Raw genomic sequence first — 16614 nt, forward strand, 5'->3', positions numbered from 1 at the left:
ATGAGACAGTTGCAGATTGACGTGGTGGAACTGCCGCTGGCACGGCCCTTTGCTATTTCGCGCGGTACGCGTACCGCCGTCACGGTTATCCGGGTCACGCTGGAGCAAAACGGTTTCATTGGGCGAGGCGAATGTACGCCCACGGCGCGCTACGATGAAACGCCAGACAGCGTTCAGGCCGAGCTTGAGGCAGTGCGTGCTGACGTTGAAGCCGGCCTGAGCCGTCATGATCTGCAACACCGCTTACCCGCCGGTTCCGCGCGCAACGTGCTGGACTGTGCGCTGTGGCGACTGGATGCCGCCCGCGCCAGTCAAACGCTATGGCAGAAAAGTGCACGTCCTCAGCCACGCTCGGTGATCACGGCGGAAACCCTCAGCCTCGATACGCTGGAAAATATGGCGCTGGCGGCGGCGGATGCCGTATCGCGTGGCGCCATCCTGCTCAAAATTAAGCTCAATCGTGATGCAGTTCTGGAAAAGGTGGCGGCCATTCGCGCTGCGGCACCGCGCGCCACGCTGATTATCGACGCTAATGAGGCCTGGTCGGGAATGGACCTGGAAAGCCTGCTGGCCGCACTTCAGGGCTATAACATTGCTATGGTCGAGCAACCGCTTCCCGCCGGTCAGGATCAGGACCTGCAACGTTTTCATCATCCGGTTCCCGTTTGTGCTGATGAGAGTTGCCATACGCGCGAGGATATTGCCGGACTGCGGAACCGCTACGAGATGATCAACATCAAGCTGGATAAGTGCGGTGGCCTGACGGAAGCGCTGGCGATGGTAGAAGAAGCACAAAAGCAGAATATGCGCATCATGGTCGGCTGCATGCTGGGCTCATCACTGGCGATGGAAGCCGCATTGCCGGTGGCGGTTAACGCAGAGCACGTCGATTTAGATGGCCCTATCTGGCTTGCTGCCGACAGTTCTCCTTTTTTGACCTACTCCGAAGGCCGTATCTGGCTATAACTCTACGAGGCGACGATGACGGACACACGACTCACTTCTTCTGCCAACAGTGCCGCCGGTTCATCACCCGTGCTTGATATTCGGGATCTCAGCGTCTCATTTCGTGGGCGCAGCGGCGAGAATCAGGCACTAAAAGGCATCAGTTTTGCCATTAATCCGGGCGAAATTGTCGCCGTAGTGGGTGAGAGTGGCTCAGGGAAATCAGTCACTTCTTTGGCCGTAATGGGCTTACTGGCGAACAGCGGCCGTATCGATCGCGGCAGCATGCAGTTTCGCGATCGTGGCGGAAAAGTACATGCGCTGGAAACACTGGATGAAAATCAGCGCCGCACGTTGCGTGGTCGTGAAATGGCGATGATCTTTCAGGAGCCCATGACCTCGCTGAATCCGGTGCTGCGCGTCGATGACCAGCTCACTGAAGCGTTACGCGATCATCAACAGTGCGACAAGAAAGAAGCGCATGCGCGCGTGCGTGAATTGCTTCGACAGGTGCGTATTGCCGATGTGGATCGTGTCATGAAAAGCTATCCGCACGCGCTCTCAGGCGGTATGCGCCAGCGGGTGATGATTGCGCAGGCGCTGGCCTGTGATCCGCAACTTCTGATTGCTGACGAACCTACAACGGCGCTGGATGTTACCGTGCAGGCGCGCATTCTGCACATTCTGCGTGAGCTGCAACGCGAGAAACAGATGGCGGTGCTGTTTATCACTCACGATATGGGCGTCGTGGCTGAAATCGCCGATCGTGTCGTGGTCATGCTGCGTGGCGAAGTCGTCGAACAGGGCAGCGTCGCAGCGGTTTTTGCCGCCCCGCAGCACCCGTATACCCAGGCTTTGCTGGCGGCGGTGCCGAGACTGGGCGACATGCGCGAATATGCGTGGCCGCAACGCTTTCCGCTGCTCGGCACACAGAATACCGTCGAAAATGAACAGCATACCGCGCGCTACGACACCGCGCCGTTGCTCGATGTGCGTGGGTTGAAAGTCTACTATCCCATCCGCAGCGGCATCTTTTCGACGCTCACGCATCATGTCCATGCGGTTGAGCATATTGATTTCAGTCTGTGGCCAGGTGAAACCCTGGCGATCGTGGGCGAAAGCGGCTGCGGCAAATCGACGACCGGCCGTGCGCTGATGCGCCTGATCAACAGTGACGCCGAAAGCATTCACTTCGAAGGGAAAGAAATCTCTCACCTGAAAGAGGCAGCATTCCAGCCGCTCCGCCGTGAAATTCAGATGGTGTTTCAGGATCCCTACGCCTCACTGAACCCTCGGCTTACCGTGGGTTTCACCATTGCCGAGCCCTTGCTGTTACATGGCATGGTGTCCTCACTGGAACAGGCTTCGCCACAGATAGATGCGTTGCTGAAGAGCGTTGGTCTGCTGCCCGAGCACGCGCGTCGGTATCCACATGAATTTTCAGGTGGTCAGCGCCAGCGTATTGCCATTGCCCGCGCCATGGCCCTGAAGCCCAAAGTGATTATTGCTGATGAAGCGGTATCGGCCCTTGACGTCTCCATTCAGGCGCAGGTGGTGAACCTGATGATGGATCTGCAGCAGCAAACGGGCGTGGCGTGGATTTTCATCTCTCACGATATGGCGGTCGTCGAGCGCATTGCCAACCGTGTGGCGGTGATGTACCTCGGCCAGATTGTGGAGCTTGGGCCGCGTCAGTCGGTATTTAATCAGCCGCAACATCCTTATACCCAACGCCTGCTGGCCTCCGTGCCGGTGGCGGATCCCGAGAACCGTCAGCCCCGTATTATCGATGACAGCGAAATCCCTTCGCCGTTAAGAAAAGTGGGCGAAACGGTCACTAAACCCCGTTATCGACAGGTTGCGCCTCAGCACTGGGTCGCTGACGGCATTGCATTGCGATAATTCAACGACCAGGAGATTTTTATGAAAACGCTGTTTCGCCGTACTTCACTCGCCCTCGCATTGACGACGACGCTGGTCATGACTGCACAGGCACAGGATCTGCGTATTTCAATGTATGCCGATATTACGGGGCTGGATCCGCACGATACCTCAGACAATGTCAGCTATTCGGTGCAGAGTGGTATCTTTGAACGACTGTTTCAGTTCGATCCACACATGAAGCTCCAGCCCTGGCTGGCCACCGGTTATACCTCAAATGAAAATGCAACGGAGTTTACGCTGACGTTGCGCAAAGGCGTCACCTTCCAGGATGGCACACCTTTTGATGCGGAAGCCGTCAAAGCCAACCTTGATCGCCTGGCAGACCAGAAAAAAGGGCTAAAGCGTAACAGCCTGTACAAAATGATCGATAAGGTTACGGTGCTGGCACCCGATCAGGTAAAAATCGATCTTAACCAGTCGTTTGGTGCCTTTATTAACACGCTGGCACATCCTTCCGCAGTGATGTGGAGCCCGTCCATTCTCAAGCAATATCCAGACGAAGCCCAACTCCGGTTGCATCCTGTGGGTACCGGTCCGTTTAAATTTGTTGACTGGACACCGGGCAAAGCGGTCACGCTGGCGAAGTATGACGGTTACTGGCAGCAGGGATGGCCAAAAGTCGATCATGTTATCTTCTCACCCAGCCCGGAAGATGCAACACGCGTAGCCGCGTTGAAGTCGGGTCAGGTTGACGCAATCTGGCCATTGCCTTCGGATCTGATTGCTGCCGTGAAGCAAGACAGCAACCTCTCTGTTCAGCGCGATCCCAGCATTTATCTTTATTACATGGCGATTAATACGCAGCACAAGCCACTGGCAGATGTTCGCGTGCGTCAGGCAATCAACTATGCGATTGACCGTAATCTGTGGCTGAAGGTGGCTTTTGCCGGTTTAGGTAAACCTGCCACATCCGCCATGCCCGAAGGTGTCCAGTTTTATCAGAAACAAAACGATCCTGATTATCACTATGCGCCGGATAAAGCCAAAGCGCTGCTGAAAGCGGCGGGCTATCCGAATGGTCTGGATCTCAAACTCTGGGTTACGAATGCAACGGCCAGCGTGCGCGCCGCTCAGGTACTGAAAGCGCAGCTGGGCACGGTGGGCATTCGTGCCACGGTAACTCCGATGGATTCCGGCACGCGCAACGCTAAGTTATGGGGCGTACAGGACCCGAAAAAGGCGGAATTTGACCTGTACTATGGTGGCTGGTCGACGTCCACAGGCGATGCCGACTGGGCGCTGCGTCCGCTGTTTGCCACCGAATCCTGGGTACCCACCTCCTACAATGTCTCCTATTTCAGCAATCCTGATGTAGACAAAGCCATTGCCGCCGGGCTGGCAACGGCCGATCCGGCAAAGCGTGGTATCGCCTATGCGCAAGCACAGAAACTCATATGGCAGGATTCACCGGTGGCATTCCTTGGTACGCCAGACAATCTCGTTGGCAAACGCCGCACCCTGAATGGTGTTTCCATGCTGCCTGATGGCAATTTGCTCTTCACTCAGGCGTCGTTTAAATAAGACGCGGATTGCTCTCACGTCCCTTTCTCTCGCAGGGCAAAAGGACGTGAGGGCACCCGTCACAGTGCATTTCAAGGAATGGCATGTTTGCATACATCCTTCGCCGATTACTGGAGATGATCCCGGTTTTGCTGGTGGTCTCGCTGCTGGTTTTCGGTTTTATCAAGCTGCTGCCGGGCGACCCGGCGCGCATCTATGCTGGACCGGATGCGCCCATTGAGGCGGTTGAAGCGGCGCGTCAGCACCTTGGGCTTAACGATTCGCTGCCACAGCAGTACGTCCACTGGATCGATAGCCTGTTACACGGCGATCTTGGCACCACCTACCGCACCCAGCAACCGGTGCTGCAGGTGATTAAACAGGGCTTCATGCCAACGCTTTGGCTCGCCTTAGCGGGGTTTGCCTGGTCCGTGATTCTCGGCCTCGTACTTGGCGTTCTCGCGGCACTGAAGCGAGGAAAATGGCAAGACTGGACGCTGATGAGCATGGCGGTGGGCGGTATCTCAATGCCTGCTTTCTGGCTGGGTCTGTTGCTGATCCAGTTCGTCGCGATGCCTTTTGGGCTGTTCTCAGTCAGCGGTTTCAACAAAGCCGGTGATATTGTCCTGCCCGCCATCACGCTGGGTTCGTCAGTGGCGGCAGTGATGGCTCGGTTTACCCGCTCAGCCTTCCTGGAGGTGGCGCAGGAAGATTACGTGCGGACCGCGAAAGCCAAAGGACTGCGTAACCGCCTCGTGACGTGGAAACATGTGATGCGTAATGCACTCATTCCGGTGATTACCATGCTCGGTTTGCAGTTCGGTTTTCTGCTGGGCGGCTCCATCGTCGTGGAGAGCGTCTTCAACTGGCCGGGATTAGGCTGGTTGTTGATTGAGTCGATAAAAGCGCAGGATCAGCCGGTTATTCAGGCGCTGGTGATGCTGTTCGTGTTTGAATTTATTGTCATTAATCTGCTGGTCGATCTGCTTTACGCGGTCGTCAATCCGGCGATTCGTCTGCGACAGGAGCCGAGATGAGTATTCAATCGCTGACTGAAAACCCGCCTCAGGTCATCCGTTCGCCGTGGCGCGATTTCCTGCATGCCTTTGTGCGTAATCCTCTGGCGCTGGTCTCAGGCGGATTTGTACTGTTGTTGATCGTGGTGGCGATCTTTGCGCCCTGGCTAGCCCCCTGGGATCCGATGGCACCAGACTGGATGGCGTTGTCGTCACCGCCCAGCGCGGCACACTGGATGGGAACCGACGAGCTGGGGCGTGATCTGCTCAGTCGCATTATCTATGGCGCGCGTATCTCGCTCTATGTCGGCGTGCTGTCCGTAACGCTCGGCATGATTGTCGGTGTGGTGTTGGGTTTACTGGCAGGCTATTACGGCGGCTGGGTCGATATGCTGATCATGCGCGGCGCCGACGTGTTATTCGCTTTTCCCGGCATGTTACTGGCCATTGCGGTTGTCGCGCTACTTGGAACCGGCCTGAACAATGTGATCATCGCGGTCGCGGTGTTCAGCGTACCCGTTTTTGCCCGTATTGTGCGCGCCTCGACGCTGTCATTGAGACAGGCCGCCTATGTGGAAGCCGTTCGCTGTGCCGGTGCACCCGATCGCATCATTATCCTGCGACATATTTTGCCCGGTACGCTTTCCAGCGTGATTGTCTACTTCACTATGCGCATCGGCACCAGTATTCTCACCGCAGCGGGCTTAAGCTTTATTGGCCTGGGGCCGGAGCCGGATGTGCCTGAATGGGGTAATATTCTGGCGATGAGCCGGAGCATGATGATGGCTGGCGCATGGCACATGAGCGTGTTTCCGGGGCTGGCGATTTTTATCACGGTGCTGGCGTTCAACCTGCTCGGCGACGCGCTGCGCGATACGCTCGACCCGAAACTGAAGAGCTGACCATGGATTTTCAACAATTGCAGCGCGATCTGCTGCTAAACCACTGGCGTCACGCGCGTACGTTGGGACAGCCGCGCGGCGCTTGCGGGCCCGGCAATCGAATCAGCGATGTTGCCGGCGTGCGCGTCGGACATTACACGCTGAATGATGGAGAAAGGCAGACTGGCGTCACCGCTATCGTTCCGCCGGGCGACAATGTGTTTCTCACGCCGCTGCCGTGTGGCGCGGAAGTCCTCAATGGCTTTGCAAAACCGGTCGGGCTGGTACAGGTCGAAGAGCTTGGCGTGTTACAGACGCCGATTCTGCTCAGCAACACGCTGGCGGTGGGCACGCTGTTTACCACGCTAGTCCGGGATGCCATCCGTCGTAATCCGGAGCTGGGGCGGACATTGCCCACGGTAAATCCGCTGGCACTAGAGTGCAACGATGGCTGGCTTAATGATATCCAGTCGTTGTCCATCAGCGAGGCGATGGCGCAGGCGGCATTGCGCACGGCCGCCGGCGATTTTGCACGCGGCAGCGTCGGGGCAGGGCGCGGGATGAGCTGTTTTAGCCTGAAGGGCGGGATCGGCACGGCTTCTCGTGTTATTCCCTCGCTCAACGCCACGCTCGGGGTGCTGGTGCTGGCAAATTTTGGTTCGCTAAGCGCACTAACGCTTGACGGTGTGCGACTCGGCGACATGATAGCGCCGCTGCTGGCCGGGCAACCGCCGCAGCGTGATGCCGGCTCTGTCATCATCGTGATGGCCACGGATGCGCCACTGGATGCGCGTCAGTTGAAACGCATCGCAAGGCGTGCCGGCGCCGGCCTTGGACGGCTGGGCAGCTACTGGGGCCACGGTTCAGGCGATATTGCCGTGGCGTTCTCAACGCAACCCCTGCCGCAACCCCCTCAGGATGACCAGCTGGAGCCGCTGCTTGCCGCCGCGGCAGATGCAACCGAACAGGCTGTTCTGGATGCCTTGTTGAGCGCGGAGGCCGTCACCGGCTTTCGTGGTCACCATCGGCCCTCACTGACTCAGATTCTGGACAAATTAACCGTATGAAAATTTTTATCTCTGCCGATATTGAAGGTATCGCGGGCGTCATGCGTCCGGAGCACTGCACACCAGGCAACCCGGAATATCAGATGGCCCGGGGGCTGATGGAACAGGAAGTCAATGCCGCGATTGAGGGGGCGTTCGCGGGGGGCGCAACGGAGGTGGTGGTCGCCGACAGCCATGCGCAAATGACCAATTTACGTGCGGAAAATATTGATCCACGCGCCCGACTGGTGCAGGGTAAACCTCGCGGTCTGTCTATGGTTGAAGGGATCGAGCAGCAGACGTTCGACGGATTATTTCTGGTGGGCTATCACAGCGCAGCAGGCGAACCTGGCGTACTGGCGCACACCATTAACGGCCGCGCATTCTGGCGTATCCATATCAATGGCCTTGTGATGGGGGAAACCGACATTTATGCCGCCGCTGCCGCTGAACAGGGTACGCCTCTGTTGTTGGTCACCGGCGACGATCAGCTCCAGAGCTGGATAGCAGAATATTATCCCACGGTTGATTACGTCTGTGTAAAACGCGCCATTTCCCACACCTGCGCGGAATCCATCAGCCCCAAAGCGGCGCAGCGTGCAATATGCGCCGCGGCAAGCGCCGCACTGCAGCATTCACATCAGGCAAGCACGACTCGCCTGGCCGCGCCTTATCGCATGCAGCTCCAGGCCAGCAAACCCGTGCTGGCCGATCTGTTTAGCCTGATTCCTGGTGTCACGCGCATTGATGCGGTTACCGTGGAGTATCAGGCGGAGCGGATGGGTACGTTGATCGGCTTGCTCAGTGCCTTTTCCTATCTGGCGAGTACCCAATCGTCATAAGAGGATGTGCGTATCGGCAGCGGCAACGTTAGCGCGCCTGTTCTGCTGCCCTGAAACACCGCTGCCATACAGGATTACCCATCGGCCAACCGCGCGGCTGGCCATCCAGCGATGTCGCTTCCGTTGCACCACGATGGGGCGAACGCCTGTCCGGACAGCGTTTCCATTCTGTCCGGCCCGGAGGTGCAAAAAACAGCGCGGCAGAGCCCATTTCATCTCCTCTCTTCAGACGCAGTCATCGACTCATACCGATAGCCAGATGAAGGTCGGCGACTCAGCCACCGTCAGCTTTACGGTACAAATTTTGCAAGAGAGCAGGGATTGCCATGTAATAACCCAGGGTTTGGGCTCTGCCAGAAAGCGGTTGCAGGCTTTCCCGTAAAGTTGCGGTGTTGGCAGTCTCATGCAGGCACTGCTGTAAAAGGGTGGTGACAACGGCCTGCGGTCAGGTGAATCCAGTTAAGGTGAATAATAATGCGGCTCCGTCACATAGAGGTATTTCAGGCCATCGTACAGACCGGTAGCATCAGCGCTGCAGCGCGCTTGCTGAATGTGTCCCAGCCGAATATCAGCCGCGTGCTGAATCATGCGGAACAGCAATTGGGTTTTGCACTGTTTGAGCGACGGATACAGGGAATGAGCGTCACGGCGGAAGGACGACGCCTGCTGCCCGAAGTAGAAGATCTTTATCAACGTTTGCAATCCATTACTCAACTCACCGAACAACTTCGACGCGGCGAAGGGCAGATAGTCCGCGTGGGTGCGGCTCACGCGTTCGGTCAAATGGTGCTGGCACCCGCATTGGTCACCTGGCGACAACAGGTGGCCTCGGTCAGTGTCGAACTGGTCACGGAGCACTTCAAGACTTTGTGCCAAATGATTCTGGAAAATCAGCTTGATTTCGCCCTGGTGTTTGGTCAACAGGTGGATGCAGACCTTTTGGCTGAACCGCTGTTCCAGTCTTCCATGGTGGCGCTGCTGCCGCTCAATCATCCCCAGCATGAACCCGTTTCGCTGGAGTGGTTATGCAGCAATAATCTGCTGATGATGCAGACCCAGGATCCGCTTGGGCGCGTATTACACCGCGCGCTGCGCGATAAAAAGCTGAATCCCGCTGTGTCACTGTCGATTAAAACCTATTCGGTGATTGCGGATATGGTCCTGGCAGGCGGCGGCGTGGGCGTCGTGGATCTGTTCACGGCATGCCGCTATGCCGACCAGCTAAAATTGCTCCCCGTCGCGCAACCGTTGCCGTTTGAAGTGATGCTGATCAGCCGTCGTGATAAACCCCAGTCACAGTCCACCCTGCAACTTAAGCAGGTAATACGTAACAGGCTGTGGGAGATTGCCCGACAGTGCGAAGCACAGTTTCTGGTTGAGAAAGCAAGCTAAAAACGGCTTCTGGTGAATCTGGTGGTACACCTGCTATCGGCAAAGGTTTGCGTCACTGTTTTGCCTTTTGAAACCTGTTCTGGTCGTCCCGGTGCAGTCAGGGATACTTATTTCTTTTAAAGACATCCGGCGCTTTCTGTCCCCGTCAGTTGTTCCGGCAGGGACTGAGAAGGGCACACACTTTACTTCTGAATCCAGCAAGGGCCCGGCCTGCCAAAGAGGTATCCCTGAAGTAACGGACACTCATTCGTCTTTAGCCACTCCGCCTGGGCAGGCGTTTCCACGCCCTCTGCGGTCACTTCAACCTGGAGTTGACGGCAGAGTGAAAGAACGGAGCTGACGATGGCTGCCGCTCCGGAGTCCAGGTGCAGATCGTTGATAAACGACCTGTCTATTTTTATCCTGCTGAACAGTCCGGAACTGAGGTGGTTCAGTGAAGAAAAGCCCGTACCAAAATCATCCAGTACGATATGAATTCCGGTATCCCTGAACCTGCGAATCATTTCATAACTGCCTTCGGGGTTGTCGAACAGCGCCGACTCGGTGATTTCGAGCTCCAGCCGGTTTGGGTGCAGCCCACTCTCAATAAGAACCGTTTTCACCCTGTTGGCCAGCTGTGGATCACGAAACTGACGGGGCGAGATATTAACTGCCACGCGTTCGTGCCCTGACCACTCCGCCATATCGTTGCAGGCTCGCTCAAGCGCGAATGCGCCAATATCATGAATAAGCCCGGTTTTTTCAGCGAGCGGGATGAACACGTCAGGCGAAACATTTCCCCTTACAGGATGATTCCAGCGCAGCAGGGCTTCATAGGAAACCACTTCCTCACTGATGCTGCAGACGACGGGCTGATAAAAAATCTGCAGCTCACCGTTCTCGAGCGCGCCACGCAGGTCATTTTCCAGGCTAAAGCGCTCTGCCGCCGAACTGGCTAGCTCATCGGTAAAAATTACCCAGCCTTTGCGCCCGGCTGACTTGGCAGCGTAGAGGGCGATATCGGCTGCCGATAACATGCTTTCGGCATCTCGCGCATAGCCCGGAAAGAGGCAAACCCCGAAGCTGCAACCCGAGGTGACTTTCCGCCCTTTCAGCATGAAGGGCTCCTTCAGGACCATCGTCAGGCGCGATGCTGTTTCGCTTGCGTCTTCTGCCGAGCTAATGCCGGGCAAAACGGCAACGAACTCGTCACCGCCCGTGCGGGCCAGAATGTCGCCCGGGCGCAGGACTGACAGCAGCCGTGCTGAAACCTCAATGAGCAAGGTATCGCCCGCCGCGTGACCCAGAACGTCGTTGACGCTTTTAAACCGGTCGATGTCAGACACCATGACCGCAAAGGGTTCGTCACCGTCCAGAAGCGTTTCAAGCTCAGGCATCAGGCCACGGCGGTTGAGAAGCCCTGTCAGCGGATCATGAAGGGCCAGATGGTTCGCTCTGACCGCAGCCTGATACTCCGCCGTGACGTCCAGTATGGTATACAGGAGATAGTCATCTCCGCCGCCCGAATTCAGCCTTTCGGCGGAAATCCGTAATGAAAATTCCGGCTCATTATCGCCCGAAGAAACCGTTTCACTAAAGCCCTGGTCGGGAAGGAGGTCAAATGCCTGCCTGAACACAGCCGCGAGATTGTCTGGCAGGCCCGCAGGCAGGGCGGTTCGGGTATTCCCACTGCGTACCCGTTCTTGCAGACAGGACAAATTCATGGCCGTCGGGTTCGCGCGTATGATGTCCCCCGATGCAACGTCACACAGGATGAGCGCGCAAGGCGTGTGGCTGAATACGGCGTCGAGCACCTTATTTGTGTCTGATAACTCGGTTTCCCTTTTCAGGATAACTTTTTGAGCGATGCGGAGCGCCGCCCTTTCCTGATAGCCTTGTGAAACGTCACGCACGATTTTGATAAAGGCCGCATTATCTTCATCGGACGGATTGAGAAATTCTATTTCAACTGATGCCCGAAACGCGCTGCCGTTTTTGCGCAGGCGCCAGCCCTCTCCTGTGAACTTGCCGCGCTCACGGGCCTCCCTCAGGTTCGCCTCAGGGATATTCCTGGCCTGCTCATCTTCATCATAAAAAACCGAAATATGCTGCCCTCGGATATCGCGGCTATCCCATCCCTTGATCTCACGGCATCCAAGATTCCAGCTCATCACTTCTCCGGTGGAAGACAGCAGATATATCGCACAAAGAGACGTTCTGGCCACGGCGGCCCCCAGTTGGTCATTGGTTACGGATTTCATGTGGCTATCCTTGATGAGTTCATCGACCTGTTCGGAGATGATCTGGCGTTAAAAACGATTATCGGCGCCGTTAGCCAGAAACAGAGACAAAAATTTGTAAAAATTTAGTTAGAGGCCATATTACGCCACCTGTCTGGACCAGCCCAATCATAATGCACACGGGACTTAGCAGCGTTCGCTTTTCGCTGTAGAGTCAGTCGTTTCACGCACAATTAATTTTTTAAAAGTCTGCCGCAAGTGACTTAATGCAAATCCAAACAGCGCTATCTGCTGTACGCATTCTGGAGGCACCGATCTCACCAATACGGTTATCATCCCGCAAAAAGCGCGGAAGCCTTTTGCCGCTATCCTGTTTATGTGTTTAGATTGATAGAAATCTATCATCACCAGGCTGAGTAATGAAAAAAATCTCTATGTCAGCGGTGGCACGAGCAGCCGGCGTGGGCGTCGCTACCGTGGATCGCGTGCTTAACAACAGAGCTTCTGTTAAACAGGAAACCCGGCAACGGGTCCTGCGCGCCGCTGAAGCCTTAGGCTACCGTGAAGACCTCATTAAGGTCATGACGCCGGACGCGACAGCGGCCAACATCCCCGTGCGCATCGGGTTCATTCTGCTGCCCAATAATTATTCTTTTTATCAGGTACTTTCAGAAGAAATCAGTCGATGCGCAGAGGGAAAACTGGCGACGAAACCGGCGTTTATGTGGGCCGATATTCACGATGTGGAGAACGTCGTATCGTCTCTGGAAGCGCTGGCAGAACGTGTTGATATCATCGGGCTTGTTGCTCTGGATCATCCCCTTATACGACATACGATTAAGCAGCTTTCCGCCTCAGGTGTGCAAATTTTCACGTTGTTTTCTGATCTCTCTCCCTGTGGTCAGGCGGGCTATATCGGGCTGGATAACCTCAAAGCAGGACGTACGGCGGGATGGTTTGCTGAACGCATGACAGAAAAAGAAAGTGTGATTGGCGTGCTACTGGGTGACCACCGTTTCAACTGCCAGGAAAGCTGTGAAATAAGCTTTCGTTCATACCTGCGTGAAAACAGAAAAGATGCCGTGGTTCTGGAGCCTCTCCAGACGCTTGAATGTATCAATGGGGGCTATCTGGCCGCGACGCAGCTGCTGAAAGACAACCCATTCATTACAATAATTTATGCGCCATGTGGTGGTGTGGAAGGGGTGATTAAAGCCGTTTCTGAAAGCCCGCGGGATGATATAAAAATTCTCTGTCATGGTCCGTTTATCGGCGATGAAATGGCGCTGATTGAGGGACAGATCGACATCATGATACGTCACCGCATTGATGCCGTGGCTGAAAAGATCGTCTCTGTTTTTATCAGCAGATATCAAGAGAACGATCGCAATCCGGTTTACGTTACCCTGCCTTTCGATCTCATCACTCGGGAAAATATCTGAATCACTCCGGCTTCTGCCGAAGGCTTACGCAGCCTGCATTTGATGTAAAACAATCAAATAAATGATATAAAAAAATCATGATCGCTATCAAATAACTCACTTCGAAGGGTTGCCGGTATTAAAAAACCGGCGCAATACTGCGCGCATTGAGCCAGACGATTGCCGTCGGGGCGCTCAGTGTTCATCAGTGTTGCCGCATCCGGAGAAAAAACATCATGACGATTTCCATCGCGACTGCGCCCTGCAGCTGGGGAGTGGATGACCCGAAGAATCCTTTTCTTCCCCCCTGGCAGAGCGTGCTTAAAGAAGCCGCGCTTGCAGGTTATAAAAGCCTGGAACTGGGGCCGTGGGGATATTTGCCCGTCCAGCCGGATGCGCTAAAAGCTGCGCTTGCCGAATTCCAGCTGTCGATCGTTGCTGGCACCCTTTTCGACGATTTGGTGAGTGAAGAGAACTTTCCGGCCATGATCGCGCTGACCCATAAAATCTGTCACAACCTGAGCTTCCTTTCCGAACAGGGCAAACCTACACCTTATCTCGTCATCATCGATTTCGGCGATCCTGAACGGGCAGCCACCGCGGGCCAGTCTGAAAAAGCGCCACGACTGAACGACAGCGACTGGCAGACCATGATGAGACATATCACCGTTCTGAGTGAGATCGCCTGGAAAGAGTACGGTGTCAGACCGGTCATTCATCCCCATGCAGGCGGCTGCATTGAGTTTGCCGATGAACTGGAAAGGCTGGTTCGCGATATTCCTCATAGCGTTGCCGGCCTTTGTCTGGATACCGGCCATTTGTATTACGCCGGCATGGATCCTGTTGCTGCGCTGGAACGTTACTGGGACCGGATTGATTACCTTCATTTCAAAGACGTCAACGAGGTTGTCTGGCGTCAGGCCATCAAACAAGGGCTGGATTTTTTCACCGCCTGTGCCCAGGGCGTCATGTGCCCACTTGGCAGCGGCGCTATCAACTATCCCGATGTCCACGCATTTCTGCGCCAGCGCCATTATCAGGGCTGGATCACTATTGAACAGGAAAGGGATCCGCGTGATGCGGACACCAGCCTGCGTGACGTCACAGCAAGTCTGCACTATCTGCACTCAGTCGGTTTTTAAGGAGAAAGGTCATGATTAACGGCATTAAACCGCTTAAAAATTCACTGCGGTGGGGCATGGTGGGCGGCGGCGGTACCAGTCAGATTGGCTACATTCACCGTTCATCAGCACTCCGCGATAACACATTTACCTTAGTTGCCGGGGCGTTCGATATTGATGCGGCACGTGGCCGCGCCTTTGGTGAAGCTCTGGGCCTTTCCCCGGACCGGTGCTATGCCGACTATGAAACCCTGTTTGCATCAGAAGCAAAACGCGATGATGGCATTCAGGCTGTCTCGATCGCCACACCCAACAACACGCACTTTGCGGTCTGCTGCGCAGCGCTTGAAGCCGGTCTCCATGTGATATGTGAGAAACCGCTGTGCTTTACGGTGGAAGAAGCTGAACATCTGGCGAAGCTGAGCCTGGAGAAAAAGAAGATCGTCGGCGTGACTTACGGTTACACCGGTCATCAGCTCATCCTTCAGGCCAGGGAGATGATCGCGCAGGGATTACTGGGTGACATCCGCATCGTCAACATGCAGTTTGCACACGGTTTTCATCACGAAGCCGTTGAACAGAATAACGCCAGCACCAGCTGGCGCGTCGACCCGCGCTTTGTCGGACCCAGTTATGTTCTGGGTGATTTGGCGACCCATCCGCTGTGTATCGCTGAAACCATGGCACCCGAACTGAAAATCAGACGGCTGCTTTGCTCACGCCAGAGCTTTGTGAAAAGTCGGGCGCCTCTCGAAGACAACGCATTTGTTCTGATGGAATACGAGAACGGCGCAGTGGGAAATCTGTGGGCCTCAGCCGTCAACTGCGGATCAATGCATGGGCAGAAAGTCCGCATCGTTGGCTCCAGAGCCAGTTTTGAGTGGTGGGATGAGCAGCCAAACCAGCTGCGTTTCGAAATTCAGGGTGAGCCGGTGCGCATTCTGGAAAGAGGCATGGACTATCTGCACCCGGCTGCTCGTGAAGATGACCGGATAGGCGGCGGTCATCCGGAAGGACTTTTCGAAGCCTGGTCGAATCTCTACCGACGTTTCGCGCTGGCAATGGATGCAACCGATCGGGGCGACGACGCATTCCTGAAAAACTTCTGGTATCCCGATGTCCATGCCGGCCTGGCTGGCGTCAGATGGGTGGAAAACTGTGTCCGTTCAGCCGACTCCGGCTCGGTGTGGGTGGAATGCTGAGGTCCTGGTCGTGAGAACCGGACTCAGCCTGTCACACAGGGTTGACAACGCCTGACATTCGATCCGTTTAAAGATTTTCGCTGCCTGAACCCGACTCAGGCAGCAAGAGACAACGCAAAGGTGGCATCAATGAAAATCGCTTTCGATGTAGATGTAATCAAAGATCTGGGCATCACCAAAATGGTCCAACAGGTGTCGGAATGGGGATACAACTACATTGAGCAGTCTCCACATCCGGAAATTAACCCTTTCTATAAGCATCCTCGTGCCAGCCGCGAGATCATGGCTGAGTATAAAAAGGCGCTGCGCGAAACAGGAGTGGAAATTTCATCGTTTATCTGTGTTTATCGCTGGTCTGGTCCCGATGAACTGCGCCGACAGGCGGCCGTTAAAAACTGGAAACGTATGGTGGAGATCGCCGTCGAAATGGGCGTACAGGTCATCAATACCGAACTGGCGGGCGATCCTAATCAACCCGAAATCTGCGATGAAATGTTTTACCGCTCAATGGAAACGCTGCTTCCGCTGTTCGAACGTGAGGGTATCCGTGTTGAAATTCAGGCGCACCCGTGGGACTTCTGTGAAGAGAGCGATGAGACTGTCAATATGGTCAAGTCGTTCAGGAGTGATAACGTTAAATATGTCTACAGCGTTCCTCATACCTTTTTCTATGATAAAGGAAAAGGCGACGTAGAGAAGATGCTCCGTCATGCCGGACACGATCTGTCCCATGTTCTTATTGCCGATACCATGAACCACACGAAGCATTGCCGTTACATCGTTAACCCACCAGGCGTGGATGCCACTATTCATCAGCACGTTGGCATCGGCGAAGGCGAAGTAGATTTTGACACGCTGTTCCGAACGTTGCGTGAAATGAAGTTTGCAGAGCAGACGTTCAAAGTAGGGGGAGAGCCTATTGTGGCCGCATCGCTTTTTGGTTATCCGGAAAAAATGAAGTATCAGGCCGTGGAAACCCGCGAGCGGATAGAGCGAGAATTGCTTACGCCTCATCCATGAGTGATGTGCCCGGTGACATGTAAAATTGCTGCCGGGCTTTAAAATATGCCTTCCCAGTATTTGCA

At 55.3% G+C, this 16614-nt stretch carries 13 protein-coding genes; 12 read left to right on the plus strand and 1 reads right to left on the minus strand.

Translation table 11 applies throughout. The annotated features are described in order from the left end of the window. From dgcA to DFO57_RS15400, 8 genes are all read left to right on the plus strand, one after another. Positions 1–966 carry an N-acetyl-D-Glu racemase DgcA gene (gene dgcA, locus DFO57_RS15360; RefSeq protein ID WP_014333152.1) on the plus strand — a complete coding sequence of 322 codons (966 nt, stop codon included), beginning with the start codon at positions 1–3 and terminating at the stop codon, positions 964–966. A gap of 15 nt (positions 967–981) precedes the next feature. Further along, entirely contained in the window at positions 982–2847 is a 1866-nt protein-coding gene (locus DFO57_RS15365; RefSeq protein WP_110015496.1) for an ABC transporter ATP-binding protein, read from the plus strand. A 21-nt stretch (positions 2848–2868) separates the two neighbouring features. Further along, positions 2869–4410, plus strand: a complete 1542-nt coding sequence (locus tag DFO57_RS15370) for a glutathione ABC transporter substrate-binding protein (protein WP_014333153.1) — start codon at positions 2869–2871, stop codon at positions 4408–4410. Between the two features lie 83 nt (positions 4411–4493). Next, on the plus strand, positions 4494–5426 hold the full coding sequence (locus DFO57_RS15375; RefSeq protein WP_014333154.1) for an ABC transporter permease: 933 nt from the start codon (positions 4494–4496) through the stop codon (positions 5424–5426). Continuing rightward, the gene (locus DFO57_RS15380) at positions 5423–6307 is read left to right on the plus strand and encodes an ABC transporter permease subunit (protein ID WP_013027878.1); all 885 of its coding nucleotides are present in this window, start codon (positions 5423–5425) and stop codon (positions 6305–6307) included. The genes DFO57_RS15375 and DFO57_RS15380 overlap by 4 nt, the downstream gene beginning before the upstream one ends. Positions 6308–6309: 2 nt before the next feature. Continuing rightward, on the plus strand, positions 6310–7353 hold the full coding sequence (locus tag DFO57_RS15385) for a P1 family peptidase (RefSeq protein WP_110015497.1): 1044 nt from the start codon (positions 6310–6312) through the stop codon (positions 7351–7353). Then, on the plus strand, positions 7350–8174 hold the full coding sequence (locus tag DFO57_RS15390) for a M55 family metallopeptidase (protein WP_013027880.1): 825 nt from the start codon (positions 7350–7352) through the stop codon (positions 8172–8174). The genes DFO57_RS15385 and DFO57_RS15390 overlap by 4 nt, the downstream gene beginning before the upstream one ends. A gap of 474 nt (positions 8175–8648) precedes the next feature. Next, positions 8649–9566, plus strand: a complete 918-nt coding sequence (locus DFO57_RS15400) for a LysR family transcriptional regulator (protein ID WP_014333158.1) — start codon at positions 8649–8651, stop codon at positions 9564–9566. A 182-nt stretch (positions 9567–9748) separates the two neighbouring features. Here the strand turns inward: DFO57_RS15400 and DFO57_RS15405 are convergent, their stop codons facing one another. Then, positions 9749–11806 carry a bifunctional diguanylate cyclase/phosphodiesterase gene (locus tag DFO57_RS15405; protein ID WP_013027882.1) on the minus strand — a complete coding sequence of 686 codons (2058 nt, stop codon included), beginning with the start codon at positions 11804–11806 and terminating at the stop codon, positions 9749–9751. A gap of 398 nt (positions 11807–12204) precedes the next feature. On the opposite strand from DFO57_RS15405, the gene DFO57_RS15410 reads away from it, so the two are divergent. The 4 genes from DFO57_RS15410 to DFO57_RS15425 all read left to right on the plus strand — a co-directional run bounded on the left by DFO57_RS15410 (position 12205) and on the right by DFO57_RS15425 (position 16549). Next, positions 12205–13227 carry a LacI family DNA-binding transcriptional regulator gene (locus tag DFO57_RS15410; RefSeq protein ID WP_064374339.1) on the plus strand — a complete coding sequence of 341 codons (1023 nt, stop codon included), beginning with the start codon at positions 12205–12207 and terminating at the stop codon, positions 13225–13227. 215 nt (positions 13228–13442) lie between these two features. Then, on the plus strand, positions 13443–14348 hold the full coding sequence (locus DFO57_RS15415) for a TIM barrel protein (RefSeq protein ID WP_014604639.1): 906 nt from the start codon (positions 13443–13445) through the stop codon (positions 14346–14348). Positions 14349–14359: 11 nt separating this feature from the next. After that, on the plus strand, positions 14360–15529 hold the full coding sequence (locus DFO57_RS15420; RefSeq protein WP_064374338.1) for a Gfo/Idh/MocA family protein: 1170 nt from the start codon (positions 14360–14362) through the stop codon (positions 15527–15529). 129 nt (positions 15530–15658) lie between these two features. Beyond that, positions 15659–16549, plus strand: coding sequence for a sugar phosphate isomerase/epimerase family protein (locus DFO57_RS15425; protein ID WP_014333163.1), 891 nt, complete (start codon positions 15659–15661; stop codon positions 16547–16549). Positions 16550–16614: the final 65 nt, after the last annotated feature.

The organism is Pantoea sp. AG702 (genome assembly GCF_003182295.1).
In the GTDB taxonomy this organism is placed as follows: Bacteria; Pseudomonadota; Gammaproteobacteria; order Enterobacterales; family Enterobacteriaceae; genus Pantoea; species Pantoea ananatis.